The organism is Nocardia sp. NBC_01327 (assembly GCF_035958815.1).
Taxonomy (GTDB): domain Bacteria; phylum Actinomycetota; class Actinomycetes; order Mycobacteriales; family Mycobacteriaceae; genus Nocardia.
Genome location: NZ_CP108383.1, coordinates 1202323 through 1227319, shown reverse-complemented (window position 1 = coordinate 1227319; position 24997 = coordinate 1202323). Strand labels below are relative to the sequence as shown.

23 protein-coding genes and 4 tRNA genes are annotated in these 24997 nt (G+C 66.4%); 12 read left to right on the top strand and 15 right to left on the bottom strand.

The annotated features are described in order from the left end of the window. Window positions 1-106: 106 nt before the first annotated feature. The 5 genes from OG326_RS05490 to OG326_RS05470 form a co-directional block, all read right to left on the bottom strand. Complete coding sequence (locus tag OG326_RS05490) at window positions 107-280, bottom strand: hypothetical protein (protein ID WP_327143517.1); 174 nt, start codon at window positions 278-280, stop codon at window positions 107-109. Window positions 281-361: 81 nt separating this feature from the next. After that, a tRNA-Phe gene (locus OG326_RS05485) sits at window positions 362-438 on the bottom strand. Between the two features lie 35 nt (window positions 439-473). Then, window positions 474-547 (bottom strand) — tRNA-Asp (locus tag OG326_RS05480). A gap of 36 nt (window positions 548-583) precedes the next feature. Next, a tRNA-Glu gene (locus tag OG326_RS05475) sits at window positions 584-656 on the bottom strand. A gap of 93 nt (window positions 657-749) precedes the next feature. Next, window positions 750-1415 (bottom strand): TetR/AcrR family transcriptional regulator, encoded by a 666-nt coding sequence (locus OG326_RS05470; RefSeq protein WP_297623217.1) that lies wholly within the window; start codon window positions 1413-1415, stop codon window positions 750-752. A gap of 1103 nt (window positions 1416-2518) precedes the next feature. Between OG326_RS05470 and OG326_RS05465 the strand changes: the two genes are divergently transcribed. The 6 genes from OG326_RS05465 to phoU all read left to right on the top strand — a co-directional run bounded on the left by OG326_RS05465 (window position 2519) and on the right by phoU (window position 9022). Next, window positions 2519-2591: transfer RNA gene (locus OG326_RS05465), tRNA-Lys, on the top strand. Between the two features lie 133 nt (window positions 2592-2724). Continuing rightward, on the top strand, window positions 2725-3324 hold the full coding sequence (locus OG326_RS05460) for a DUF937 domain-containing protein (RefSeq protein WP_327143516.1): 600 nt from the start codon (window positions 2725-2727) through the stop codon (window positions 3322-3324). Window positions 3325-3535: 211 nt separating this feature from the next. Next, the gene (locus tag OG326_RS05455; RefSeq protein ID WP_327143515.1) at window positions 3536-4513 is read left to right on the top strand and encodes an acyl-ACP desaturase; all 978 of its coding nucleotides are present in this window, start codon (window positions 3536-3538) and stop codon (window positions 4511-4513) included. 69 nt (window positions 4514-4582) lie between these two features. After that, entirely contained in the window at window positions 4583-5743 is a 1161-nt protein-coding gene (dusB, locus tag OG326_RS05450) for a tRNA dihydrouridine synthase DusB (RefSeq protein WP_442790919.1), read from the top strand. A 303-nt stretch (window positions 5744-6046) separates the two neighbouring features. Then, on the top strand, window positions 6047-8239 hold the full coding sequence (locus tag OG326_RS05445) for an LCP family protein (RefSeq protein ID WP_327143513.1): 2193 nt from the start codon (window positions 6047-6049) through the stop codon (window positions 8237-8239). Window positions 8240-8350: 111 nt separating this feature from the next. Then, window positions 8351-9022, top strand: coding sequence for a phosphate signaling complex protein PhoU (phoU, locus tag OG326_RS05440; RefSeq protein ID WP_297623266.1), 672 nt, complete (start codon window positions 8351-8353; stop codon window positions 9020-9022). A gap of 99 nt (window positions 9023-9121) precedes the next feature. On the opposite strand, the gene OG326_RS05435 is transcribed toward phoU, so the two are convergent. From OG326_RS05435 to OG326_RS05420, 4 genes are all read right to left on the bottom strand, one after another. Next, window positions 9122-10849: an MFS transporter gene (locus tag OG326_RS05435; RefSeq protein WP_327143512.1), complete on the bottom strand. Its 1728-nt coding sequence runs from the start codon at window positions 10847-10849 to the stop codon at window positions 9122-9124. 135 nt (window positions 10850-10984) lie between these two features. Then, window positions 10985-12157, bottom strand: coding sequence for a mandelate racemase/muconate lactonizing enzyme family protein (locus tag OG326_RS05430; RefSeq protein ID WP_327143511.1), 1173 nt, complete (start codon window positions 12155-12157; stop codon window positions 10985-10987). 2 nt (window positions 12158-12159) lie between these two features. Beyond that, on the bottom strand, window positions 12160-13488 hold the full coding sequence (locus OG326_RS05425) for a cation:dicarboxylate symporter family transporter (protein ID WP_327143510.1): 1329 nt from the start codon (window positions 13486-13488) through the stop codon (window positions 12160-12162). 18 nt (window positions 13489-13506) lie between these two features. Next, window positions 13507-14622 carry a mandelate racemase/muconate lactonizing enzyme family protein gene (locus OG326_RS05420; RefSeq protein ID WP_327143509.1) on the bottom strand — a complete coding sequence of 372 codons (1116 nt, stop codon included), beginning with the start codon at window positions 14620-14622 and terminating at the stop codon, window positions 13507-13509. 136 nt (window positions 14623-14758) lie between these two features. On the opposite strand from OG326_RS05420, the gene OG326_RS05415 reads away from it, so the two are divergent. Next, the gene (locus OG326_RS05415; RefSeq protein WP_327143508.1) at window positions 14759-15445 is read left to right on the top strand and encodes an FCD domain-containing protein; all 687 of its coding nucleotides are present in this window, start codon (window positions 14759-14761) and stop codon (window positions 15443-15445) included. A gap of 100 nt (window positions 15446-15545) precedes the next feature. On the opposite strand, the gene pstB is transcribed toward OG326_RS05415, so the two are convergent. From pstB to OG326_RS05385, 6 genes are all read right to left on the bottom strand, one after another. Next, window positions 15546-16322: a phosphate ABC transporter ATP-binding protein PstB gene (pstB, locus tag OG326_RS05410; RefSeq protein WP_327143507.1), complete on the bottom strand. Its 777-nt coding sequence runs from the start codon at window positions 16320-16322 to the stop codon at window positions 15546-15548. A gap of 18 nt (window positions 16323-16340) precedes the next feature. After that, window positions 16341-17240 carry a phosphate ABC transporter permease PstA gene (pstA, locus tag OG326_RS05405; RefSeq protein WP_327143506.1) on the bottom strand — a complete coding sequence of 300 codons (900 nt, stop codon included), beginning with the start codon at window positions 17238-17240 and terminating at the stop codon, window positions 16341-16343. Continuing rightward, entirely contained in the window at window positions 17237-18208 is a 972-nt protein-coding gene (pstC, locus tag OG326_RS05400; RefSeq protein ID WP_327143505.1) for a phosphate ABC transporter permease subunit PstC, read from the bottom strand. The genes pstA and pstC overlap by 4 nt, the downstream gene beginning before the upstream one ends. A gap of 116 nt (window positions 18209-18324) precedes the next feature. Next, entirely contained in the window at window positions 18325-19443 is a 1119-nt protein-coding gene (pstS, locus tag OG326_RS05395) for a phosphate ABC transporter substrate-binding protein PstS (protein WP_327143504.1), read from the bottom strand. 250 nt (window positions 19444-19693) lie between these two features. After that, window positions 19694-20590 (bottom strand): mycothiol synthase, encoded by an 897-nt coding sequence (mshD, locus tag OG326_RS05390; protein ID WP_327143503.1) that lies wholly within the window; start codon window positions 20588-20590, stop codon window positions 19694-19696. Further along, window positions 20590-21354, bottom strand: coding sequence for a winged helix-turn-helix transcriptional regulator (locus OG326_RS05385; protein WP_327143502.1), 765 nt, complete (start codon window positions 21352-21354; stop codon window positions 20590-20592). Before OG326_RS05385 ends, mshD begins: the two co-directional genes overlap by 1 nt. Window positions 21355-21718: 364 nt before the next feature. On the opposite strand from OG326_RS05385, the gene OG326_RS05380 reads away from it, so the two are divergent. The 5 genes from OG326_RS05380 to OG326_RS05360 all read left to right on the top strand — a co-directional run bounded on the left by OG326_RS05380 (window position 21719) and on the right by OG326_RS05360 (window position 24923). Next, window positions 21719-22552 (top strand): LmeA family phospholipid-binding protein, encoded by an 834-nt coding sequence (locus OG326_RS05380; RefSeq protein ID WP_327146386.1) that lies wholly within the window; start codon window positions 21719-21721, stop codon window positions 22550-22552. Continuing rightward, the gene (locus tag OG326_RS05375) at window positions 22549-23004 is read left to right on the top strand and encodes a TlpA family protein disulfide reductase (protein WP_327143501.1); all 456 of its coding nucleotides are present in this window, start codon (window positions 22549-22551) and stop codon (window positions 23002-23004) included. The genes OG326_RS05380 and OG326_RS05375 overlap by 4 nt, the downstream gene beginning before the upstream one ends. A gap of 261 nt (window positions 23005-23265) precedes the next feature. Then, the gene (locus tag OG326_RS05370; protein WP_327143500.1) at window positions 23266-23751 is read left to right on the top strand and encodes a DUF4395 domain-containing protein; all 486 of its coding nucleotides are present in this window, start codon (window positions 23266-23268) and stop codon (window positions 23749-23751) included. 27 nt (window positions 23752-23778) lie between these two features. Beyond that, window positions 23779-24612, top strand: a complete 834-nt coding sequence (locus tag OG326_RS05365) for a sulfurtransferase (protein ID WP_327143499.1) — start codon at window positions 23779-23781, stop codon at window positions 24610-24612. A gap of 5 nt (window positions 24613-24617) precedes the next feature. Then, window positions 24618-24923, top strand: coding sequence for a DUF1416 domain-containing protein (locus OG326_RS05360; protein ID WP_297623296.1), 306 nt, complete (start codon window positions 24618-24620; stop codon window positions 24921-24923). Window positions 24924-24997 lie beyond the last annotated feature (74 nt).

Genomic DNA, 24997 nt, shown 5'->3' with positions numbered 1-24997 from the left:
CGGTACGGACGGGCACATCGCCGTTTTCTGCTCACGGCACCCTACGCGATCCACCTGAGTGGACCGTGAGCGCACCAGAAGCAGAGACTAGCGGGTCGGAGCGCCCTCAGTCGTCATCCGCGTCCGCCGCCTTGTTCCGCGCGCGAGCGATCTCCAAAGCCCGCTCCGCAGTGGCCTTATCGGGATAGGGCCCCATTCGCCCGCCCACCCAGCACTGCTTCCCCTGCTCCGCCCTGTGATGCTCGATGCAGTAGTACCACTGGTTGTCTTCCTCAGCCATACCCCCAGCATTGCATCAAGATCAGGACCGCGGGTGCAGACACGAAAAAGGCCGCACCCGAGAGGTGCGGCCTTTCTGTACTGGTGGCCAGAGCCGGGATCGAACCGGCGACCTTCCGCTTTTCAGGCGGACGCTCGTACCAACTGAGCTACCTGGCCGAAGCACCCGGAACGAATGCCAAGATATAGGTCTGCGACCCTGACGGGACTCGAACCCGCGACCTCCGCCGTGACAGGGCGGCGCGCTAACCAACTGCGCTACAGGGCCTTGCTCTGCTCCACAACAACGATGTTTCCACCGATGTACCCCCTACGGGATTCGAACCCGCGCTACCGCCTTGAAAGGGCGGCGTCCTAGGCCGCTAGACGAAGGGGGCCCGCCGGATTTCTCCGGACCGTTACACTCAACGGCTTCCGTTGGGAGCGGAGATAGCTTATGACAGCATCCGCTCGAATCCCAAATCTGCTGGTCAGACTCCCAAATTGAGATCTTCCAGCCGAGCGGAGACCTTCCAGCCGACCCGCCGGAACTCCTCGGTCCACTCGGGAGTCGCGGTGGCTTCCACGATCATCTCGAGCGCCTCGGTGAACCGGGAACGCAGATCGGTCGGACCACCCAGCACATCGGCGATATAGCGCTGGCCGGCCAGGGCCGCCGCCAGCGTGCGGGTGAAGCGATCGGTATCGGTGTCGCCGCGCAACTGTTTGTGCTCGGTGGCGCGCACCGCGAGCAGCCGGATCGACCGCCCGAGAATGCGACCGCCACCGGCCTGGATGTCACGGTAGAACTCCGGCTCGATGATGAGCCGGAACTCGGCCTGGATGATGATGTCGTTCTCCAGCCGCAGCGCGATCTCGTCGATCATCCCGTGCAGCACGTCCAGGGGTCCGAGATCCCCTCTGCCGAGCCATCTTTCAGTGGATACGCGGTAGCGGTCCACAGCCGCTTCCAAGACCGCGCGAGCCAGGTCCTCCTTGGAGTCGAAGTGAAAGTACATGGCGCCCTTGGTGGCGCGTGAACCTTCCAATATGCGGTTGAGCGATGCAGCGGCATAGCCGCTCTTCCCGAACTCAACGGCGGCGGACCGAATGATCGCCGCGCGTGTCCGGCGGGCCCGCTCTTGCTGCCGTGCCATGCTCGAAACGCCTCCGAAGCTAGCTACCGCCGCTGGCTACCCCTGGAGTTCCATGGGGCGCCCTCGACGCAAAGTTACGTGTCTTTCAAATACTTCAAAACGGGCTTCGCCCGAATTACCAAACTTTTGGTACGAAAAAGCGCGAAAAACTTGAAACACACCAACTGGTATAGTTTTTCCCGCCCGGGTGCGCCGCAGGGGGTGCGCACCCGGGCGTTCTCGTCGTCTGGATCCGCCTCCCGCAGCCTGATCTATTGGAGCCACGATCGGCCGGAACCGCTCGCGACACGTTCGGGCACTTCAACGATAAGCCGAATCCCGTGCTGCCGGGGCAATCCCGGTTCTTCAGGAATTCACCAGTCGGTCACCGTACCCGGAATGTGCACCCTGCGTGAGGTGTACCGGAGAGTCAGTTAGCCAGCACGCCCCCTATCGAAAGCCGCAATTCCCCAGCTATCGGCTGGGTGAATGGTCCGAAAAGACGAATTCGCCCATATCCCACGGAAGTTCGGCATACCGGACACATCCGCGGCACCCACCCCGGCCCACGCGGCATCACCACCGGCCCGACGCCGCCAACTCGGCGCCGGTGCTACCCGGTCCCCACCCCCCGCACCAAAATGCTTGCCACACATCACCATTGGATGATATTCACAATCAGGCGAATCGAAACAATCTGAGTGGCAAGGCGATTGCCCCGGAGCAGTACAGCGGGCGGTTCCGGCATGCGCAGCCGAGCGCCCGGCCATCGCCCGCCGCCGGACGGAGGCGGGTCGCACCCCTCGTCCGGCCCACGCCTCCGCCCCCGGCGCGCGAGCCCATGCCGTCACAGTCCCCACCGACCGGTCCGAACCCTCACAGCCCCTCATGGTCCCCCCGAGACCCCATCCCATTCCGCCGAAGCGTGAGGGATCGGCACACCCCGTCAGCCGATCGGCACGGCGCGTCACCCGCCCGACTGCCGCGACACGCGCGCAACGCCCGCGGACCAGTCCGACACGCCCCGCGCAAAACGGGATGACCAGCGCAAACACGGCCTGCCGGAACACAATCGGATACTCGTTTAACACTTGGGCGGGTGAACCACTAAACTGACCGACCGCGCCCCTATAGCTCAGTTGGTAGAGCTACGGACTTTTAATCCGCAGGTCCCAGGTTCGAGCCCTGGTGGGGGCACAGTTGCGGGGAGGCCCGGATCCGATATTCGGGCCCCCCGCCACATCCGCGAATCCGTGGCAATCTGTCCGGATTTCGCCTACCGTGAGCCGAGTAGGGCTTTTCCCGGGACCCATCACCACAGGCGGAGTTCATGACTTCCTTCGATGACCTGCTCTCCAATGTGCCCGTCGCACAGATCGCCGACAAGCTCGGCGTCGACGAAGCGACCGCGACCAACGCCATCAATGCGGCAATTCCGGTTCTCCTGGGCGGATTCCAGGCACAGGCCGGCAACCCCGAGGAAGGCCTGAATCTGGAGGGCGAAGTCGCCAACCAGCCCGTCGGCCTCCTCGATGGCGGCGTCAATATCGATCACGTGGATACGGACTCCGGTGACAAGATCGTCGATCAGACCTTCGGCGCCGAGAAGAACACCGTGATCAGTGCCCTCGGTAATGTCGGTGGCGGCAACAGCCAGGACCTGATGGCCAAGCTGCTGCCCATGCTGGCCCCGATCGTTCTCGCCTATCTTGGTAAGAAGGCAATGGGTGGCGGCGGCGCGGCCGCCGGCGGTGAGGCCGCGGCCAGTGGCGGCGGCGGCATCGGCGATATCCTCGGCAGCCTGCTCGGCGGAGCGACCGGCGGCAAGGGCGGCGGCGGTCTCGGAGACATCCTCGGGAAGGCCGTCGGCCAGAACGCCGGCAGCGTGCTCGGCAACGTTCTGGGCGGTTTGCTCGGCAACAAGAAGTGACAAAGAACCCAGAGCCGGTGTGCGGCTAACGAACTGCGGCTCGCGGCGATAGACACAACGCCGCGGGCCGCGTCTTATGACATCTCTCACTAGCCCCGCAATGGCACACGGATGAGTTTCACATCACTCTACGGTGCCGTAAGGTATGGGCCGCGGCGGCAGGCCGGCGAGGGTACGACAGCTGGATCGCAGAAATACGAAGGGCTTATTTATGGCAAAGGATCTGACTCAACTCGAGCTACTGGCGGAGTTGGAGCCGGTTGCCGCGGAAAACGTCAACCGCCACCTCTCCCTGGCCAAGGAATGGCACCCGCACGATTACGTGCCGTGGGACGAAGGCCGCAACTTCGCCGAAATGGGTGGCGTGGACTGGGATCCGTCGCAGTCGCGGCTGAGCGAGCTGGCCAAGGCGGCCATGATCACCAACCTGCTCACCGAGGACAACCTCCCCTCATACCACCGGGAGATCGCCGAGAACTTCTCCCAGGACGGCGCCTGGGGCACCTGGGTCGGCCGCTGGACCGCCGAGGAGAACCGGCACGGCATCGCCATCCGCGACTACCTCGTGGTGACCCGCGGCGTCGACCCGGTCGCGCTCGAGCAGGCGCGCATGATCCACATGACCAACGGATTCGCTTCTCCCGCCGAGGTATCCGAGATCGATGCCGGCTTCCTGTACTCGGTCGCCTACGTGACCTTCCAGGAACTCGCGACCCGCGTCGCGCACCGCAATACCGGCCGAGTCTGCGACGACCCCATCGCCGACCGCATGCTGCAGCGCATCGCCGCCGACGAGAACCTGCACATGATCTTCTACCGGAACATGTGCTCCGCGGCCCTCGACCTGTCGCCGGACCAGACCCTCGATGCCATCACCCTCATCCTGGAGAACTTCCAGATGCCGGGCGCGGGCATGCCCAACTTCCGGCGCAACGGCGTGCTCATGGCCAAGCACGGCATCTACGACACCCGCCAGCACCTGGAGGAAGTCGTGAACCCGGTGCTGAAGAAGTGGCGCATCTTCGAGCGCGACGACTTCACCGCCCGCGGCGAAGAGACCCGCGAACGCCTCGGCCTCTTCCTGGAGAAGCTGGGCCGGGACGCCACCAAGTTCGAAGAGCAGCGCGACCGCATGCTCGCCCGCGAGGCCGCCAAGGCCGAGAAGTCGCTGGCAAGCGTCTCCCGCTGACCCTCGCAATACGCGCGAAGTGCCCCGGACCGGGTATGTGGTCCGGGGCACTTTCGTACCGATGAGACAATGGATGCCGTGACAACGTCGCTCGAAGCCTCCCGGACCGCGCTGCGGATCGGACCGTACCCGGTCGATCCGCCCGTCGTGCTGGCTCCGATGGCCGGTATCACCAATGTCGCCTTCCGCACCCTGTGCCGCGAATTCGGCAGTGCCACCTCGATCTACGTGTGCGAGATGATCACCGCCCGCGCCGTGGTGGAGCGCAATGAGAAGACGCTGCACATGATGTCGTTCGGGCCGGACGAGAGCCCGCGCTCCATGCAGCTCTACGCCGTGGACCCGAAGACCGTCGGCGAGGCCGTGCGCATCATCGTCGGCGAGGGCTGGGCCGACCACATCGACCTCAACCTCGGCTGCCCGGTCCCCAAGGTGACCCGGCTCGGCGGCGGCGCGGCCCTGCCCTACAAGCGGCAGCTCTTCCGCGACATCGTCAAGGCCATGGTCTCCGCGGCCGAACCCGCCGGGGTGCCGATCACCTTCAAATTCCGCATCGGCATCGACGACGAGCACCACACCTACCTCGACACCGGGCGCATTGCCGAGGGTGAGGGCGCGGCCGCCGTCGCCCTGCACGCCCGCACCGCCGCCCAGCGCTACTCCGGCGAGGCCGACTGGAGCGCCATCGCGCGGCTCAAGGAAACCATCACCAGCATTCCGGTGCTGGGCAACGGCGATATCTTCAGCGCCGCCGACGGGGTGCGCATGATGGCCGAGACCGGCTGCGACGGCGTCGTGGTCGGACGCGGATGCCTCGGCCGCCCTTGGCTTTTCGCCGAACTGCAGGCCGCACTGCGCGGTGAGCCGCTGCCCGAGGCGCCGAATCTGGGCCGGGTCGGCGAGATTCTGCGGCGGCATACCGAACTGCTCGTCGCGCACGACGGCGAGGACAAGGCCATGCGCGATATCCGCAAGCACATGGCCTGGTACCTGATGGGCTTCCCGATCGGCGGGGACCTGCGGCGCAGTTTCGCCACCGTCAGCAGCATGGACCGGCTCATCGAACTGATCGGGCAGCTCGACCCCACCGTGCCGTTCCCGAAGGATGCCGAGGGCCCGCGCGGACGCCAGGGCTCGCCCGGCAAGGTCGCCCTGCCCGAGGGCTGGCTCGACGATCCCGAGGATCCCACCGTGCCCTGCGCCGCCGACGTAATGCACAGCGGCGGCTGAGGATTCACGCCTCCCCCGGCCGACCCCGCCACCGCTGCCGACCGGTATGAGAAGCGCAGGTCAGCGCCACCGCCGGTGACCGCGCCGACCATGTTCCCCGACCGAGGGTCACCGCCCTGGCAGACTGCTCCGGAACAGCCTGCCGTGCTGCCGCTCGACTCGCCGAGAATCGGCCTCCGAGCCTCGGCGTGGCGGGACTGGGAACAGGGCGAGCCAGACCCGGGCGAGTGCGGTCCGGGTGGTCCATCGTGGCGAAATCGTTATCATGACGGTCGGCATCGAAAAGCAAAGTGAGGTCCGCTGGTGGGTGACGATCGGTACGGGCGTACGCCACGGCCCGGAGGTCGCGCCCCGTGGGAGCGCTATCCCGCGGACGCCGACGATGATCGACCGCCTGCCTCCCGCCGATCCCGGCACACCGATAATCCCGATCCGGAATCCGCGCCCATCTCGGTGCAGGATCTGGTCGAACGCGTGGACAGCGAACGCAAGACCCGGCGCCGCCGCCGCGATGACGAGACGCCGGAGACCGGCGGGCGCCCAGCACAATCCGGCGCCGACGCCGCCGGTACCCGCCGCCCGGCCCCGCCCGAGGCCGCCGGTGCACGACGACCGGCAGCGCCCGAGGCGCCCGGCCCGGGACCGAAGCGGGCGGCACCGCCGAATCACTTCTCCCCCAGCATTTCCCGGCACTCGAACGAGGGCGCCGGTGCACAGCGCACCGTGCCGCCGGAGTCGTTGAACGCCAACGGATCCCAGCGCACCGATCCGACAGCCGATCCGATCACCGAGGAGCTACCCCCACCCCCGGTCGCGACGCCGCCGCGGGCCAAGCGCCCCAAGCCGATTCGCGTCACCGCACAGGTCGAATCGCCCGCCGACTATCCGACCACCGCGCTGCCGACCGCCGACCCAGCGGCCACACCGCCGCCGGCCACCGCACTACCGGCCCCGGTCGGCGCAAAACCGTTGTCCCGCTTGGCCGCCGGGCGCATGCGCAAACATCGGCGGCTGCGGCTGGCCGGTCGCGCCGCGCTCGCCATGTTCGCGGTCATCGCCATGCTCATCACCGGCGGCGGCTGGAGTTACCTGCGCGCCAAGGACAACAACTTCCAGCAGGTGTCCGCGCTCGAACCCGATTCCCCCGATGTGGTCGACGCCGACGGCCAGACCGGTGACGAGAACTTCCTCATCGTCGGCACCGATACCCGCGCCGGCGCCAACTCCCAACTCGGCGCGGGCACCGAGGACGATGCCGAGGGCGCCCGGTCCGACACCGTCATGCTGGTGAACATTCCGGCCAACCGGGCGCGCGTGGTCGCCGTATCGTTCCCGCGCGATCTCGATGTCAGCCGTCCGGTCTGCGAAGGCTGGAACAATGACAAGGCCGCCTACACCGGTGAGAACTTCCCGTCCGCCATCGGCGACAAACTCAATGCCACCTATGCGCTCGGCGGGCCGAAATGCCTGACCAAGGTGATCACCAAACTCTCCGGGCTCAAGATCAACCACTTTGTCGGCATCGACTTCTCGGGTTTCGAATCCATGGTGGACGTGGTCGGCGGCGTCGAGGTCTGCACCACCAAACCGCTCGTCGACGACATTCTCGGCACGGTGCTCACCACCCCGGGCAAGCAGATCATCAACGGCTCCACGGCTCTGGACTATGTGCGCGCCCGGCACGTGCAGGGTGAGGAACGCAGCGACTACGACCGCATCAACCGGCAGCAGCGCTTCCTGTCCTCACTGCTGCGCAGTGCGCTCTCCAGCAAGGTGCTCTTCGATCCGGGCAAGCTGAACGGCTTCATCGACGCCTTCGCCCAGCACTCGTTCATGGACCATGTGAGCACCAAGGATCTGCTCATGCTCGGGCAATCCATGAAGAAGGTGGATGCCGGAGCCATCACCTTCCTGACCGCGCCCACCGCGGGAACCACGTCCTACGGCAATGAGATTCCGCGCGAATCCGATATCAAGGCCATCTTCACCGCCATCATCGACGACCAGCCGCTGCCCGGTGAGAAGAAGCCCGATCCGGTCACCACCACGTCGGTGGCGCCGGTCGCCGCGCCGAAGCTGATGGCCGTCGATCCGAGCACGGTCTCACTGCAGGTCTCCAACGGTTCGGGCGTCGCGGGCGTCGCCTCCACCGCCGCAACCAAACTCGCGAATCAGGGCTTCCAGATCTACAGCACCGGCAATTACGCCGACGGCACCTCACCCAAGACCACCGTCCGCTACTCCACCGGACACGAGGCCGCGGCGGCCACCGTCGCCAGCTCCATCCCGGGCGCCACCCTGGAACCGGCGAGCGGTCTGGGCAGCATTGTCGAGGTGGTGCTCGGCACCGATTACGCGGGCACCGTGCACGCGCCGACCGCCTTCGGCCAGCCGCTGCCCGATATGCCGGCCGATGCCGGCGGCGCCAGTGCGGCACCGGTCACACTGCCCTCGGACCTGGAGCATGTGAACGCGGCGGACGACACCTGCAAGTAGCCGGGCGGCCGCGCCCGGCCGACGTGCAGCGACTGTGCCGCAACCAACCGGCACCGATGATTCACCCACCGTTGGTGACTTGGTCAGCGGCTACCACTAATGTCTTGTTTCATGCGTGTCATCTACAACGAACAAATGGCCGAGCTCGCCGATCTGCTCGGCGGCATGGCCGGGCTCGCCGGATCGGCTATGGAGCGTGCGACCAATTCGCTGCTCAATGCTGATCTCGAGCTCGCGGAGCAGGTGATCACCGAGTACGACCGCATCGCCGAGATGATCCAGCTGGCCGAAGAGAAGGCCTTCGCACTGCTGGCGCTGCAGGCTCCCGTTGCCGGCGATTTGCGCCAGGTGGTCAGCGCGATCCAGATCGTCTCCGATGTGAATCGCATGGGTGTGCTCTCGCTGCACGTGGCCAAGATGACGCGGCGGCGCTTCCCCAATCACGCCGTCCCCGCGGCCGTGAACAGCTACTTCGCCGAGATGGGCCGCATCGCGGTCAAGATGGGCGCCACCGCCAAAGAGGTGCTGGAGACCCGCGATCCCGATCGCGCGGCCAAGCTCACCGATGACGACGAGGCGATGGACGATCTGCGCAAGCATCTGTTCACGCTGATCATGGACCGCGACTGGCAGTTCGGCGTCGCCGCGGCCGTGGATGTCGCGCTGCTGGGCCGCTACTACGAGCGCTTCGCCGACCACGCGGTGGAGATCGGCCGCCGCGTCGTCTTCCTCGTCACGGGTGTGCTTCCGCCCGACCCGGATTCGGAGAAGGAAAGCATCTGACAACTCTCGTAGCTCTCAGGGGCGAGCCCCCTGAAACCCTGCGAGATCTGAACGCCCTCCGGCGCTCGCACACGACACGGTGCGGGCGCCGGAGGTCTATCACGACCGGCTGATCGAATCCGCCACTGCGCCAACCTGATCGGACTCCGCAGCTGCCGGATCGGACTCCGCAGCTGCCGGATCGGACGCCGCGTCGGCCGGATCGGCTGCCGCGGTATCGTTCTCGCGCCAGCCCAGCAGTACCGACGGGAGTCGTTCGGCTCGCCACGGCAGTGCCAGCGCCACCACGATCGCGGCCACCACCAGGGTGCCCACCGCGACATAGGAGGCGACCTGCGAGCCTTCCAGCGCGGCGACCTTCATGGCGTGGATGAGATCCGCTTTCGCCGGGGCCAGTAGCGGATTCACCGGTGTCTTCACGATCTCCAGCACGCTGATCGGCGTATTGCTCGCCAATTCCTTCTGCTGCGGATTCATGATCTGCGCGGGAATCCCGGCGATCCGGCCGCTCACGTGCGCGGCATAGATCGACGTCATGATCGAACCCAGCACGGCGACGCCCAGCGCGCCACCCACCTCACGCGTGGTGTCGTTGACCGCCGAACCCGCGCCCGCCTCGTCCAAAGGCACGGAGCCCATGATGGATTCGGTCGCCGGACCCTGCACCACCGCGAAGCCCAGGCCCATCAGAATCATGGATACGACCACCGGTCCCACGTACTCGGTGTCGACCGTGGTGCGCCCGGCGATGTACATGGCCACCGCGAGAATGAGCAACCCGCTCACCACCATGGCCGTGGTGCCGAACCGCTGCGCCATCATGGTCGCGATCGGCGCGCCGAATCCCACCGCCACCGCGAAAGGCAGTGAGTGGATGCCGAATTCGAGCGGCGTCAGCTCCTTCACGCCCTGGAAGTACTGGGTGATCAGGAACAGGAAGCCGAAGGCGGCGAAGTAGGAGACGGTGATCGCCAGCGAGGGCAGCGCGAACCGGCGGTTGCGGAACAGCCGCATATTCAGCACCGGCGTCGCCACCCGCAGCTCCCAGCCCACGAACACCGCCAGGGTGATGATCGAAAGCAGGTATCCCGCAAGGCTTTGCGCCGATAGCCAGCCGTGCTTGGGCGCCTCGATGATCGACCAGACCAGTGCGGTCACACCCACCAGCGACAGCACGATGCCGATGCGGTCCAGCCGCGCCACATGATCGGCACGTGATTCCGGAACCGTGAGCAGCACTGCCGCAATGGCGATGAGCGCCACCGGGACATTGATCCAGAACACCGAATGCCAGGAGAAGTACTCCAGCAGCCAGCCGCCGATGGTCGGCCCGATGGCGACGGCCATACCGGCCATGGCCGTCCACGCCGCGACCGCGGCGGCGCGCTGGCGCGGCTCGGTGAAGATATTGATCAGCAGGGCCAGGGTCGCCGGGAAGACGACCGCCGCGAAGACGCCCATGCCCGCGCGGGCGGCAATGACCTGCCCGAGCCCGGAGGAGAGCGCGCCCGCCGCCGACATGACCGCCACACCGGCCAGGCCGACGACCATGAACCGCCGCCGCCCGAACCGGTCGCCGAGGTGACCCATGGCGAGCAGCAGTCCCGAGAAGGCCAGCGTGAATGCGTCCACAATCCACTGCAGGCCGCTCATATCGGCCTGCAGCTGCACCGCCATGGACGGCAGGGCCACATTCACCAGCGTGTTGTCCAGCACCACAAGTAGTTCCGCGAGGCAGATCGCCACCAGAGCGGCGATCCGCCCCCGCTGACTCAACCCCGATGTTGTCGCCCGGCCGGATTCCCGGCTCGCCATTGACACCGTCATCTCGGCACCTCCTTAGTAGACCGATCGGTTTACCTACCCGAGCAGACTATCTGTGACCGAGAGTTGCACACAATCCCCCGCGCCCCATATGACGCAGGCCACACCCCGTTCCGGGGTGCGGCGCAGCAGTCGATATCAGGGGTGCAGGGCTCGGAAGACGCGGTAGAGCTCGGATTTGTCTTCGAAGCCGATGCCTGGGCTGTCGGTGAGGCGGAGTCGGCTGTGCTCGATGAGCGCGTGATCGGCGAAGCCGCCGGTGGGCTGGAACTCCCCCGGATAGGACTCGTTGCCCCCTAGTCGCAGGGCAGCGGCGATGTGCAGCGAGAACTGATGGCCACCGTGTGGAATGCAGCGGCGGGCGGACCAGCCGTGGGCGCGCAGCATGTCTTGAATGCGCAGGTACTCCACCAGCCCGTAGCCGAGTACCGGATCGAACTGCAGGTAGTCGCGGTCCGGGCGCATGCCCGCGTATCGGAGCAGATTGCGCGCATCCTGGTGCGAGAAGAGGTTCTCGCCGGTGGCCAGCGGCCCGGGATACCGCTCGGACAGGGTCGCGTGCAGGGCGAAATCGAGCGGATCACCCGGTTCCTCGTACCAGCGCAGGCCGAAGGGCTCGAGCGCCCGCCCGTAGGCCAGCGCGGTATCGAGGTCGAAGCGGCCGTTGGCGTCCACGGCCAGCCGGGAGCCGTCACCGCCGAGCACCTCCAGCACGGCCTCGACCCGCTTGACGTCATCGGCCAGCGACGCACCGCCGATCTTCATCTTGACCACGTCGTAGCCCTGCTCCAGGAAGCCCCGCATCTCCTCCTGCAGCTGCGCCGGCTCCTTGCCCGGCGCGTAGTAACCGCCTGCGGCATAGACGAATACATCCGCATCGGGCTCGCCGAGCCCGTAGTGGCGGACCAGCCATCGATACAGCGGCAGCCCGGCCAGCTTGGCATTCAGATCGAACAGCGCCATATCGATCACGCCGACGGCCACCGAGCGTTCGCCGTGGCCGCCCGGTTTCTCATTGCGCGTCATGAGGTTCCAGGCGCGCGCGGGATCGATGAAGGCGCCGTCCTCGGTCTCCAGCTCCTCCGGTGCGGCGCGCAGGAGTCGCGGAATCACCCTGCGGCGCAGGATCTCCCCCGCGCTGTAGCGGCCGTTGGAGTTGAAGCCGTAGCCCACCACCGGTTTTCCGTCCCGCAGGACGTCACTGACCACCGCGACGATGGAGCAGTCCATGGCGCTGAAATCGATGAAGGCATTGCTCATGGACGAGCTGATCGCCACGGTGCCTTCGTGAATAGCGACGATACGAGGCATTTCTATACTCCTTGAACGTTTTTCGGGCGATATCCGAGGGCGTCAGCCGCGCGCACGGGATCCAGCCCGTCCGGCTCCCAGCGCGCGACGACCACGGTGGCCACCGCATTGCCGAGCACATTGGTCAAAGCCCTGATGAGAGAAAGGAATCGGTCCACCGACAACACCAGCGCCAGCCCGGCGACGGGCACCAGCGCGGTGGCCGCCACGGTATTGGCGAGGGTGATGAAGGCCGAACCGCTGATCCCCGCAGTGCCTTTGGACAGCACCAGGAAGACCAGGAACAGGCCCAGCTGATCACCGGCACTCAACGGAATGCCGTACACCTGCCCGATGAACACCACACAGATCGGCACCACCACCGCGACGCCGTCGAGGTTGAAGGAGAACCCGGTAGGCACCACCAGGCCCACCACGCTGCGGCGGCAGCCGGCGTCCTCCAGCCGCTGCATCAATTGCGGCAGTACGGCTTCCGACGAGGAGGTGCCGAGCACCACCAGTAGCTCCCGGCGCAGGGTGCCGATCAGGCGCAGCAGGGAGAACCGCGCCAGCCGCGCGACCGAACCCAGTACCACGATCACGAAGAACGCGAGGGCCAGCGCGGAAACGGCCACCAGCCGCATCAGAGCCGTCAGGGTCTCCGGGCCGTACTTGCCGACCGTGGCCGCCACCGCACCGAAGGTGCCGACGGGTGCGAGCAGCATGATCATCCGGATCATCCGGAAGAACACCTCGGTCAGTTTGGTGCAGGCGTCCAGAATCGGTGTGGTGACGCCCATCGGCAGTCGCAGCAGCGCGATGGCGAAGAGCACCGCGAAGATGAGCACCTGAATGATGTGCCCCGTCGCAAAGGCATTGACGGCATTGTCCGGCACCACATCCGCGAGGAATGCGCCGAACGAGGTGTTCGCCGCATCCCCCTTCACATAGTTCGAGATATCACCGGATGCGTGGCCCGGACGCGCAACGCCCGCACCGGGCCGGAGCAGATCGACCGCCAGCAGGCCGATCAGCATGCCCAGGGTGGTGACGATCTCGAAATACACCAGGGCGCGCACCGCGATCCGGCCCACCGCCTTCAGGCCACCGGTCGCGACGATCCCGGTGACGGTCACCAGGAACACGATCGGCGCGATCAGCATCTGGATCAGAGCGATGAACGCCTGGGCCACCGGCTGCATATTCGACGCCGCAGCCGGCGCGACCATCCCGAAAATTGCCGCCGCGACAGCCGCGACGAGCACCTGGAAGGTGGTATTGGTGAGGACTCTGCGCCAGCGCGGCGGCCGGGCCTCGGAGTCCGGCGCGGTATCGAGTGCGGTAGTGCTCATGCGACCCACCGCCCGGATTCACTCGGGCCGAACGAGCGTGGAGCGCAGCGCCGCCCGATCCACGGTGAGCCCGAGTCCGGGCCGATCCGGGACCGTGAGCACGCCGTCGACCGGTTCCGGCGCATCCGGGAAGAGCAGCTTGCCGACCTGCACCATGCCGAGATGCCACTCCAGCAGCCAGCCGTTCATGAGACCCGCCAGGGTGTGCAGATTGAACAGCGGCCAGCCGCCGCCGTGCGCCACCGGCAGGTTGTAGATCTGCGCGAGGTGCGCGGCCTTGCGGGCCTCGGTGAAGCCGCCGCAGTAGCAGACGTTCGGCTGCAGAATATCGACGGCGCGCTGCTCGACCAGCTCACGCAGGCGCCAGCGATGCCCCTCCATCTGGCCGGCCGCCAGCGGAATCGTGGTGTGCGCCCGCAGATCCGCCAGGGCCCGCGCGTCGTTCTGATGCAGCGGCTCCTCGAACCAGGTGAGGTGCTGATCCTCCACCGCACGGCACAGCAGTTTGGCTTCGACGGGCGTGAAAAGGTAGTTGGCGTCGATCATCAGATCGACCTCGTCGCCGATCTCCTTGCGTACGGCCCGAATTCGAGCCGCATCCTCCCGCCAGCCGCCGGGGTCCACCGCGACCACCGACTTCAAGGCCGAAAAGCCCTGGTCCAGTTGTAATCTCGCCGCGGCGGCCAACGTCTCCCGGTCGTACTGCGGGAATCCGAAGGTCACGTACACCGGAACCTGTGTGCGAGCACCGCCCAGCAGACTGGCGACCGAGCGACCCGCGACCTTGCCCTGGATATCCCACAGCGCAATATCCAGCAGTGACAGCGCACTGGACACCACACCCGTCATGGCACGCGGATTCAGTGTGCGCCAGACCCTTTGATGGACGGCCTCGATCTCCAGCGGGTCCATGTCCATGACCGCGGGCAGGAAATGCTCGTGTAGCGCGACCACCACCGCCCTGGCCAGGAAGTGGCCCGTCAGGGCGACGCCGGTGACCCCCTCATCGGTCTCCACCTCGCAGAAGACGAATTCCTTCTGTTCCTCCCGGCCGTACCCGCGCACCTGCTCGGTCAGCAGCGGCACATCGATCGAGGTGGTGTGCACACTGGCACGAATGTCTTTGATCCTCATCCCGTCCTCCTTCTTTTCGCTCGGACGGTGAAACGAGTTTGCGCGCAGATATTGTCAACTGTCAACGATTTGCAATCGACAGTTGACTATGCGAAAATTCGTTCCGATCTGTCGGTGCGGCAAGCGAGTGGAGTCCATGACCGAGCACGTGGAGGCGATCAACGCCCTGCAACAGCGAGTGGCCGAGCGCCAGGCCACCTCGCTGCTCCAGCTGATCGCCGGAGAACTCGAGCAGATGATCATCCGGGGTGAGCTACGCGGCGGCGACCGCGTCAACGAGTCCGCGCTCGCCACGCAGCTGGGTACCAGTCGCGGCCCGGTCCGCGAGGCGCTGCGGCAGCTCGAATACGGCCGCCTCGTCGAATTCCGCACCAACCGCGGCATGTTCGTGCGCGAGATCTCCGTGGACGAAGCCGCCCAGCTCTACGACATTCGCGCCACGCTCTTCGGTCTCGCGGGCCGGCTGGCCGCCGAACGGGCCACGCCGGAGGCACTGGAAGCCCTGCGCGGCAAGGTTTCCCGGCTCGACGACGCCGTTCCCCTGGTCGACGAGTACTACCCCCGCAATGTCGAGCTACATCGGGATCTTGTTGCGCTGTCCGGTAATCCGCGCCTGATCGAGCTCTACGGCGACGTCTCCAAGGAACTACATCTGTTCCGCCGCCACGGCCTGGAAACCGAAACCGCGCGGCACACCTCGAACTGCCAGCACGCCGAAATCCTCGACCGGCTCGCGCACGCCGATGCCGCGGCCGTCGGCAGCCTCATGGAGGCCCACATTCTCTCCGGCAAGGAGCGCATGCTCGCCGCCGTCCGCGACTGAAGCAGCCCGCACCGGAAACCCTTGCCGCACAGGCCGTGACACAGCGCTGCCCCGGGCTGTGGAGCCCGGGGCAGCGCATGAGTACGGAGGCGGAAACCTCCTAGCCGAAACGGCCGGAGATGTAGTCCTCGGTCTGCTTCGTCGACGGGTTGGAGAAGATCTTCTCGGTCTCGTCGATCTCGATGAGGCGACCGGGCTTGCCCTGCGCCTCGAGGTTGAAGAAGGCGGTCTGATCACTCACGCGCGCAGCCTGCTGCATATTGTGCGTGACGATGACGATCGTGTATTCCTTCTTCAGCTCGGAGATCAGATCCTCGATCGCGAGCGTGGAGATGGGGTCCAGGGCGGAACACGGCTCATCCATGAGCAGCACATCCGGGGACACCGCGATGGCACGCGCGATGCACAGACGCTGCTGCTGACCACCCGACAGTCCGCCGCCCGGCTTGTCCAGCCGGTCCTTGACCTCGTTCCAGAGGTTGGCGCCGCGCAGCGAGCGCTCGGCGACCTCGTCGAGCTCCTTCTTGCCGCGCACACCCTGCAGCTTGAGCCCGGCCACCACATTGTCGCGAATGGACATGGTGGGGAACGGGTTCGGCCGCTGGAACACCATGCCGATGGTGCGGCGCACGCCGACCGGATCCACGGTCGCGCCGTAGATGTCCTCGCCGTCGAGCAGCACCGCGCCCTCGACGCGCGCCTCCGGCGTCACCTCGTGCATGCGGTTCAGCGAGCGCAACACGGTGGACTTACCGCAGCCCGACGGACCGATGAACGCGGTCACGGAACGCGGCAGCACGGTCAGCGACACATCCGAGACGGCGTGGAACTTGCCGTAGTAGATGTTGATGTCTTTGAGATCGATCCGCTTGGCCATCAGTCTTTTCCGTTCGCTCTATCGGTTCCGCGTGAGCAGCTTGTTGACCCCGGCGGCGGCCAGGTACAGCAGCGCGATGATCAGGATCAGCGTCAGCGCCGCGCCCCAGACCCGGGCCCGGCCGGCCGGCTCCGGATTGGCCAGCTCCTGGTACATGAGCAGCGGGAGCGAAGCCATATTGCCGTTGGTGAGATCGAAATTGATCGATTTGGAATAGCCGACCAGCACCAGCACCGGTGCGGTCTCGCCCATGACGCGCGCCACGGCCAGCAGCATGCCGCTGATCATGCCAGGCGCGGCGGTCGGAATGACGATGCGCACGATCGTTTTCCACTTCGGAACTCCGAGCGCGTACGCGGCCTCGCGCAATTCGTCCGGCACCAGCTTGAGCATTTCCTCGGTGCTGCGCACCACCACCGGCAGCATCAGCAGCACCAGGGCCAGCGACACCGCGAAGGCGCTCTGCGGGAACCCGAAGGTGCCGATCCACAGCGCGAAGATGAACAGCGCCGCCACGATCGAGGGCACACCGGCCAGAATGTCCACCATGAAGGTGGTGGTCTTGGCCAGCCAGCCGCGACCGTATTCGACCAGGTAGACCGCGGCCATAATGCCCAGCGGCACCGCGATGACCGCGGCCACCGCGGACTGCGCGATGGTGCCGTAGATGGCGTGGTACACACCGCCCGAACTCTGTTCCGGCAGCACGCCCTTCTGCGACTTCGTCCACCAGTCGAGCGAAGCGATTGCGTGCCAGCCGTTGTCGATGACGGTGTAGAGCACCCAGAGCAGCGGCACCAGCGCCAGCAGGAAGCACAACCACACCACACCGGTGGCCAGGTTGTTCCGAATGCGGCGGGCGGGGCTGACATGCCGGAAGGTCGGAGCCTTGACCGGCTTGTCCAGTGTGGCGGTCATCCGTTCACCTTCCCGCCGGCCACCAGCCGGGCCAGTGCATTGACCACGAAGGTCAGCGCGAACAACACGAAGCCGGCGGCGATGTACGCACCGGTCGGCAGCTTCGAGCTGAATTCCGAAGCGGCCGAGGCGATTTTGGAGGCGAAGGTGTAGCCGCCGTCGAACAGCGACCACTTACCGGCCTGGGCCGAGGTGCGCAGCACGATCAGCACCGCGATGGTCTCGCCGAGCGCACGGCCGAGGCCGAGCATGGAACCCGCGATCACACCGGAGCGGCCGAAAGGCAGCACGGTCAGCCGCACGACCTCCCACTTGGTGGCGCCCAGCGCCTGCGCCGCCTCGATCTGCGAACGCGGTGTGAGACCGAACACCTCACGGCTCACCGAGGTGATGATCGGCAGGATCATCACCGCCAGCACAATGCCCGCGGTGAAGATGGTGCCGCCACCGGCAATGCTGACATCACCGTCTTTGAACAGGAACAACCAGCTCAGGTTGTCGTTCAGGAAGGTCTGCACCGGCTCCAGCTTGGGAGCCAGCATCAGAAATCCCCAGAGACCGAACACGATCGACGGCACCGCCGCCAGCAGATCGACCACCGCGGAGAACGGACGTGCCAGCACCTTCGGCGAATACTGCGTCAGGAACAACGCGATACCGACACCGATCGGCACCGCGATGACCAGTGCGAACAGCGAACTCAGCACCGTGACCATGAACAGGTCCTTGATACCGAACTTCAGATTGTTCGCATCCGAGGTATTGAACTCGGAGGTGGTGAAGAAGTTCGCCTTGTTCGCCATCACCGAGGGCCAGGCCCGGATGAGCAGGAACAGGGCGATCAATGCGATCGCGGCGACGATGACTCCGCCGGCGGCCGTGGCCGCCGAGCGGAATGCGAACTCCGCACCGTACTTCGTGGGGGCCTTGCGCCCAGTGGCCGGTGTGGTGCTGGGTTCGGTCGACATGATCGCAGTATCCCCCGGCGTCTGGGCACGGTCCGCCGACGGGCCGGTCGTTTCGGACAGGCCCGTCGCGGACTTTTCGTCGTGCACGGTCATCGTCTTTTTCTCAGATCAGTCGATCAGGAAATGGCGTTGATCGCGGTGGTGAGCTTGGTCTTGAACGAGTCCGGGAGCGGCACGTAGCCGGCATCCGCCAGACCGGTCTGGCCGTTGCCCACTGCCGAGGTCAGGAACGCCTTGACAGCCTTCGCGGTGTCCGCGTCGCTGTACTTGGAGCAGACGATCTCGTAGGTGGCCAGCATGATCGGGTAGGCGCCACCGGTGGTGGGCTTGTAGATCGAGCTGTTGTCCAGCACCAGGTCGTTGCCCTGGCCGGAAACCTTGACCGCGTCGATCGCCTTGGCGGCGGTCTCCGAGGTGAGGTCGACCGGCTTCGGGTCGTTCGAGGTCGCGGCGGTCAGCACGCGAGCGCTGGAGAGCTTCTGCGCCTTGGCGAAGGACCACTCGGTGTAGGTGATCGTGAACTTGGTGTTCGCGATCGCGGCCGAGGTGCCGTCACTGCCCTTGGCGCCCTCGCCGATGCCACCCTGGAACGCCTTGCCGGTGCCCTTGGTCCAGCCGCCGGCCGACTCCAGGTACTTCTGGAAGTTGTCGGTGGTGCCGGACTCGTCGGAGCGGAAGACCACGCCGATCTTGTCCGACGGCAGCTTGTCGGCCTTGGCCGTGTTCAGCGCCTTGATGTGGGCGTCGTCCCAGGTGCTGATCTCACCGTCGAAGATCTTCGCGATGGTCGGCGGGTCGAGGACCAGGTCGTCGATGCCGGGCACGTTGTAGGCGACCGCGATCGGGCCGAAAACGGTCGGCAGGTTCCAGGCCGGGCTGCCACAGCGGGCGGCGGCCTTGTCGGGCTCGCCGGCCTTGGGGTTCAGCGCCGAGTCGGAGCCGGCGAAATCGGTCTGGCCGCCGATGAACTCGTTCACACCCGCACCGGAACCGGAAGCGGTGTAGTCCAGCTTGGCGCTACTGCAATTGGCCTCGTAGGCGGCGACGAAACGGTCCATCGCGTTCTTCTGGGCGGTCGAACCACTGGCCTTGAGAGCCGACTTGCCGCCACAGGCGACGTCGATCTTCGAGGCGCCCGTGGACGAGTCGTTGTTATCGCTGCCACAGGCGGACAGGGTCAGGGTGCTGGCCACTGCCAACACGCCGAGCAGGGCGCTGCTGCGCTTGAGATTCACCAATTCCTCCGGGAATCACGTTGCACGTTCGACCCCTCAACGGTCGGACGGGCGTGATGTGGCGGCTGTTCGCTGCGAACTAGCGCACCAGGCAGCTGAATGCTGCCCAAAAGAAACGTAAGGGCGGCTGGTAGCCAACTGGACCTGGGAAGGTGAACTGGAGATGAACAACCCGGCGCGATTGCACTGCACGATATGTGACATTTGCCGCATCGTTGCAGAGCATGCCGGTGAGCGGGACGGGGACTGGTTACGAGCCCGCCGCGTAGGCCACGTCCACATGGGCCGGACCGAACCCGAGCTTCGTATAGGTATTCACCGCGGCCGCATTGTCGGCCTCGGTATAGAGCAGCACGGCACCCAGTCCGCGGTCCCGGAGGTAGTGCAGACCGGCCAGCGTGAGCAGGCGTCCCAGCCCGCGACCCTGCGCCTGCGGGTCGACGCCGACGACGTAGACCTCACCGATATGCGGGTCCTCGTCGAAATGCACCTTGGTCCAGTGGAAGCCGAGGATGCGGCCGGGATCGGCCGGATCGAAGGCGAGGAACAGGCCCTTGGGATCGAACCAGGATTCCGCGCGCCGTGCCTCGACATCACGCTCGGTCCAGGCGCCCTGTTCCGGATGCCAGGAGAAGGCCGCGCCATTGACGCGCAGGATCTCGGCATCATCGGAAGGCCCCGCGTAGGTACGCAATTCGAGTCCGGCCGGAACCACCAGTTCGGGTAACTCAGGAGTAGCCAGATCGCGTCGCATCTGCCAGAGTTCGCGCGCCACCCGCAGTCCGAGCCGGGCCGCGACCGCCTGCGCGGGCGGCAGATTGCCGTGCGCCCACACGCGGGTCTCCGGGCCGCCGGCGGCCAGTGCGGCAGCGACCAGTCCCGCGCCGAGGCCCTGCCGGCGGCTGCGCGGATCGACCGCGACCTCCGCCATGGCGGGGTGTTCCCCGTGCGCCGGAGTCACATTCGCGTACCCGGCGACCGCGCCGTCCCACTGCTCCACCAGATGCTGCGCCGGAGAGTCGGTGGCAAGGGACAGCACCGCCTGCTCCGAGACCGGCGCGACGCCGTCCGCGGCCGTGGCCCGCTCCAGGACTCCCCGCACCTCCGCCGCGGTCTCGGGGGACAGCCGGCCGGTGCTGGAAATCATCAGATAATGCCGTTCGCCGAGGTCAATTCGGAGTCATCGGTGCCGTCGGACTCGGGAAAGGCGGGCGCGGGCGCCTCGCTCTTCGCACCGCTCGCACGCGCCGGGCGCACCGCCTTGTAGCCGACATTGCGGACCGTGCCGATCAGCGATTCGTATTCGCTGCCGAGCTTGGCGCGCAGCCGTCGCACATGGACGTCCACCGTGCGGGTGCCACCGAAGAAGTCGTAGCCCCACACCTCTTGCAGCAGCTGAGCGCGGGTGAAGACCCGGCCGGCATGCTGTGCGAGGTATTTCAGCAGCTCGAATTCCTTGTAGGTGAGGTCGAGCGGGCGACCGCGCAGCCGGGCGGTGTACGTGCCCTCGTCGATCACCAGCTCACCGAGTGTGATCTTGCCGGTGTTCTCCGGACTGGCGGCGCCACCGTTGCGTGCGACCAGCAGTCGCAGGCGGGCGTCCAGTTCGGCCGGACCCGTCCCGGGCAGCAGGATGTCATCCAGTCCCCAGTCCGCGTTCACCGCAACCAATCCGCCTTCGGTGAGCACCGCTACCACCGGCACCGACGATCCGGTGCTACCCAGCAAACGACACAGACCGCGCGCGGCGGCCAGATCGGTGCGGGCATCGACCAGCGCTACATCGGCGGAACCGGCCTCGAGCAGGGACGCCACCTCGGTCGGCGCAGGCCGCACATGGTGCGGCAGCAACGCGAGCGACGGCAGCACCGCCTCGGGGTTGGGGTCGGAGGTCAGCAGGAGCAGCTCCATGGAGGGCCCTCCATCCCATCTGGCATGTGTGTGGCAACTGCTCTGTATGCCACGACTCCATGCTGGTTATCACAGGTAAGTCGGTTGCTACATTAGCGCGTCCGGACCGACAGCCACGCAATCCGGGCAGCGTATCGGCCTCTGGCTATTCAGAGATCACACAGCGCGCCCTCGAGAAGGGCCGCCTCGGCGCTCGGCGACGGGCACATCTGTCGTCGCCCGGGGCGGCGGAAGATAATGTGCCCGTATGGGTAACTCACCGGGCACGCCCGAAACCCAGCCCCGCATCCAGCCGCCGGTCCTCGACGAGACCGCCGCGGCTCCCGTGCGCCGGCCGGAGTCGCGGCGCGGCGGGCTGCGCGGAATGGCCTTCCGGCGGCTGATCATTACGCTGCTCTGCCTGGCGGGGCTGGCCGTGGTGCTCGACTTCGGGGTGGCGGCGTATTCCGAGTACCGGGTGTCACGGTTGCTCCGCGACGGTTCGAATCTCAGCGCGGATCCGGAGGTCACCATCCACGGATTCCCGTTCACGGCCCAGGCGCTCGACGACGAGTACAAGAACGTCGACATTCGCGCGCGTGCCATGCGGCCCGATATTCCGGGCGAGATCATGGTCGAGGCGAATCTGAAGGGCGTGCATCTCTCGCTGCGCAATCTGGTCGACGGGCAGGTGCGCGGCGTTCCGGTGGATCAGGTCGAGGCGCGCATGCGGATCGAACCGGTCGAACTGGGACGGCTGTTCAAGATTCCCAATCTGCAGGTGTTCGGCCCGCCCGCCGACAAGTCCGACGGTACCGGCGGTTCCGGCGGTTCCGGCATGACCACCGCGGGCGCGATCATTCTGAACGGCACGATTCCGCTGTCGGACTCCGACATTCCCGCGGTGCCGGGCACCAAGGGTGAGACCGTGAGCGTGCTGGCGGATCTGCGGCTGGTCGACGATCAGGTCCGCATCACCGCCACCGATATCTATCGCGGGCCCGGCGCCGCCACCCAGACCAGCGACGCCTCGCCCGTCACCGTGATTCCCGAATCGGACAAGGCCCGGGTGCTGGCGCTGTTCACCCGGACCATCGATACCCGCGACCTGCCCTTCGGCGTGCACCCGCAGAAGGTGGAGGCCAGCGGCGGCCAGATCGTGGTGGAGGGCAAGGGCAGCGATGTGACCGTCGATCTGGACAGATTGCAGCAGCCGTGATCGCGCTCGGAGTGCTCGCCGTCGTACTCGTGGCCGCCGCGGGTATCGGAATCATGGTGCGCCGCAACGAGGGTCGCGTCCGAGACAGCGCACCCGCGGTGGTCGTGCCCGAAAGCCCCCGCTCCGCACTGCTTTCCGACGCCGGTGTGCTCGCCGGTCGTCCCACGGTGCTGCACTTCTCCGCGGATTGGTGCGGCCCGTGCGCGGCCGTGCGCCGGGTGGTCGCGAATGTGGTGGCCGAACTGTCCACGGCCGAGGCTCCCCCGCTGGACCTCGAGGTGGATATCGATGCGAATCCGGCGCTGGCGCGCGCGCTGAACGTGCTGTCACTGCCGACGACTTTCCTGCTGGACGCCGCAGGACAGGAAAGGTTCCGAATCGCCGGCGTTCCGAAGGCGCCCGATTTGCGCAGGTCACTGGCCGAATTGGCGGGATCCGGCAAATCCGAGTGACCAGTATTACGGACCCCGGGTCCAATTTCCCCCGAAAATTGGGTAAACTTCCTCTCGTGCAAACCAACCTCGAGCTGATGCTCACCCGACGCCGCACAGTTGACCTGTGCCGGCTCGGTGGTTGTTGCTGCCTGTGCCGCTAGCCGGTCGGCCTTTCGCGTTCCCCTTTTCTTCGCGCCGACCGGGTGTGTCCGCCGTGTGAGAGATCGTCTCGATCCTCCGGCGAAATGACCGATAGACCTCATCGCGCAGGAGTTACGCATGTCGAACCCGAATCCCACCAGGCCGCCCGCCGGGCAGGTCGATGTCCGCGGCCCGCGTTTCGCCGCCTGGATCACCACCGGCGTATTGGTGCTGGTACTGATCATCGCCACCTTCTCCGTTCCCGCCGCCGCCGTGCTGCTGGCCGTACAGGCCGTGGTGTTCGGACTCGGCGCGGCATGGGGTCCGCGGCGCAGTCCGTACGGCCGCATCTACGGCGCCCTGGTCGCGCCGCGCGTGGGTCCGCCCGCTGAGCTGGAACCTGTTGCGCCGCTGCGGTTCGCGCAGCTGGTCGGCCTGCTGTTCGCGGTGCTCGGCGTGATCGGATTCGCGGCCGGCAGCCCGGTCGCCGGTGCGATCTTCACCGGTTTCGCCCTGTTCGCGGCCTTCCTCAATGCGGCCTTCGGCATCTGCCTGGGCTGCAAGATCTACCCCCTCGTCGCACGGTTCAAGACCGTGCCGACCTCCGCCAATTCCAACGCCTGACCCCGGCACCACCTCGAAAGGAACAACATGGCTCGCTCCGATGTCCTGGTCTCCGCAGACTGGGTCGAAGAGAACCTGAACACGCCCGGAGTCGTCCTCGTAGAGGTCGACGAGGACACCTCGGCTTACGACCTGGGCCATATCGAGGGTGCTGTCCGGCTCGATTGGAAGAAGGATCTGCAGGACCAGGTCCGTCGCGACTTCGTCAATCGCGAGCAGTTCTCCGATCTGCTCTCCACCCGCGGCATCGGCAACGATGACACCGTGGTGCTGTACGGCGGCAACAACAACTGGTTCGCGGCCTACGCCTACTGGTACTTCAAGCTGTACGGCCACCAGGACGTGAAGCTGCTCGACGGTGGCCGCAAGAAGTGGGAGCTCGACGGCCGCCCGCTGGTCAAGGATGTCGTGGTCCGCCCGGCCACCGCCTACAAGGCGAGCGAGCAGGATCTGACCATCCGCGCGTTCCGCGACGAGGCCATCAACGCCATCGGCACCAAGAACCTGGTCGACGTGCGCTCGCCCGACGAGTTCTCCGGCAAGATCCTGGCCCCGGCTCACCTGCCGCAGGAGCAGTCGCAGCGTCCCGGCCACATCCCGACCGCCATCAACGTGCCGTGGTCCAAGGCCGCGAACGAGGACGGCACCTTCAAGTCCGATGCGGACCTGGCTGCCCTGTACAAGGAAGCGGGCCTGGACGGCGAGAAGGAGACCATCGCCTACTGCCGCATCGGCGAGCGTTCCTCGCACACCTGGTTCGTGCTGCAGGAGCTGCTGGGCCACAAGAACGTCAAGAACTACGACGGGAGCTGGACCGAGTACGGCTCCCTCGTCGGTGCACCGATCGAGTTGGGAGCGTAATAAATATGTGTGCAGCACCTACCCAGGGTCAGGCCATTCCGGCCGGCGTCGACGTCGAGAAGGAGACGGTCATCACCGGCCGCGTCCTGACCGCTGACGGCCAGACCGTCGGTGGCGCGTTCGTCCGCCTGCTGGACGGCAACGGCGATTTCACCGCCGAGGTCGTGGCGTCGGGCACCGGCGACTTCCGCTTCTTCGCGGCGCCGGGCTCGTGGACCATTCGCGCGCTGTCCGCATCGGGCAACGGCACCGCCGAGCTCGCGCCGGAGGGCAACGGCATCCACAACCTGGATGTCGTCGTCGCCAAGTAAGCGAATTCATCGGAACGGCCCCGGGATTCATTTCCCGGGGCCGTTTTCGCGTCCGGACGCGGGGCCGTTTTCGC

Bases quoted from the DNA above. Each gene is read 5' to 3' on its own strand.
- OG326_RS05490 (WP_327143517.1), bottom strand. From the start codon at position 280: ATGGCTGAGGAAGACAACCAGTGGTACTACTGCATCGAGCATCACAGG.
- OG326_RS05470 (WP_297623217.1), bottom strand. From the start codon at position 1,415: ATGGCACGGCAGCAAGAGCGGGCCCGCCGGACACGCGCGGCGATCATT.
- OG326_RS05460 (WP_327143516.1), top strand. From the start codon at position 2,725: ATGACTTCCTTCGATGACCTGCTCTCCAATGTGCCCGTCGCACAGATC.
- OG326_RS05455 (WP_327143515.1), top strand. From the start codon at position 3,536: ATGGCAAAGGATCTGACTCAACTCGAGCTACTGGCGGAGTTGGAGCCG.
- dusB (WP_442790919.1), top strand. From the start codon at position 4,583: ATGGATGCCGTGACAACGTCGCTCGAAGCCTCCCGGACCGCGCTGCGG.
- phoU (WP_297623266.1), top strand. From the start codon at position 8,351: ATGCGTGTCATCTACAACGAACAAATGGCCGAGCTCGCCGATCTGCTC.
- OG326_RS05435 (WP_327143512.1), bottom strand. From the start codon at position 10,849: ATGACGGTGTCAATGGCGAGCCGGGAATCCGGCCGGGCGACAACATCG.
- OG326_RS05430 (WP_327143511.1), bottom strand. From the start codon at position 12,157: ATGCCTCGTATCGTCGCTATTCACGAAGGCACCGTGGCGATCAGCTCG.
- OG326_RS05425 (WP_327143510.1), bottom strand. From the start codon at position 13,488: ATGAGCACTACCGCACTCGATACCGCGCCGGACTCCGAGGCCCGGCCG.
- OG326_RS05420 (WP_327143509.1), bottom strand. From the start codon at position 14,622: ATGAGGATCAAAGACATTCGTGCCAGTGTGCACACCACCTCGATCGAT.
- OG326_RS05415 (WP_327143508.1), top strand. From the start codon at position 14,759: ATGACCGAGCACGTGGAGGCGATCAACGCCCTGCAACAGCGAGTGGCC.
- pstB (WP_327143507.1), bottom strand. From the start codon at position 16,322: ATGGCCAAGCGGATCGATCTCAAAGACATCAACATCTACTACGGCAAG.
- pstA (WP_327143506.1), bottom strand. From the start codon at position 17,240: ATGACCGCCACACTGGACAAGCCGGTCAAGGCTCCGACCTTCCGGCAT.
- pstC (WP_327143505.1), bottom strand. From the start codon at position 18,208: ATGTCGACCGAACCCAGCACCACACCGGCCACTGGGCGCAAGGCCCCC.
- mshD (WP_327143503.1), bottom strand. From the start codon at position 20,590: ATGATTTCCAGCACCGGCCGGCTGTCCCCCGAGACCGCGGCGGAGGTG.
- OG326_RS05385 (WP_327143502.1), bottom strand. From the start codon at position 21,354: ATGGAGCTGCTCCTGCTGACCTCCGACCCCAACCCCGAGGCGGTGCTG.
- OG326_RS05380 (WP_327146386.1), top strand. From the start codon at position 21,719: ATGGCCTTCCGGCGGCTGATCATTACGCTGCTCTGCCTGGCGGGGCTG.
- OG326_RS05370 (WP_327143500.1), top strand. From the start codon at position 23,266: ATGTCGAACCCGAATCCCACCAGGCCGCCCGCCGGGCAGGTCGATGTC.
- OG326_RS05365 (WP_327143499.1), top strand. From the start codon at position 23,779: ATGGCTCGCTCCGATGTCCTGGTCTCCGCAGACTGGGTCGAAGAGAAC.
- OG326_RS05360 (WP_297623296.1), top strand. From the start codon at position 24,618: ATGTGTGCAGCACCTACCCAGGGTCAGGCCATTCCGGCCGGCGTCGAC.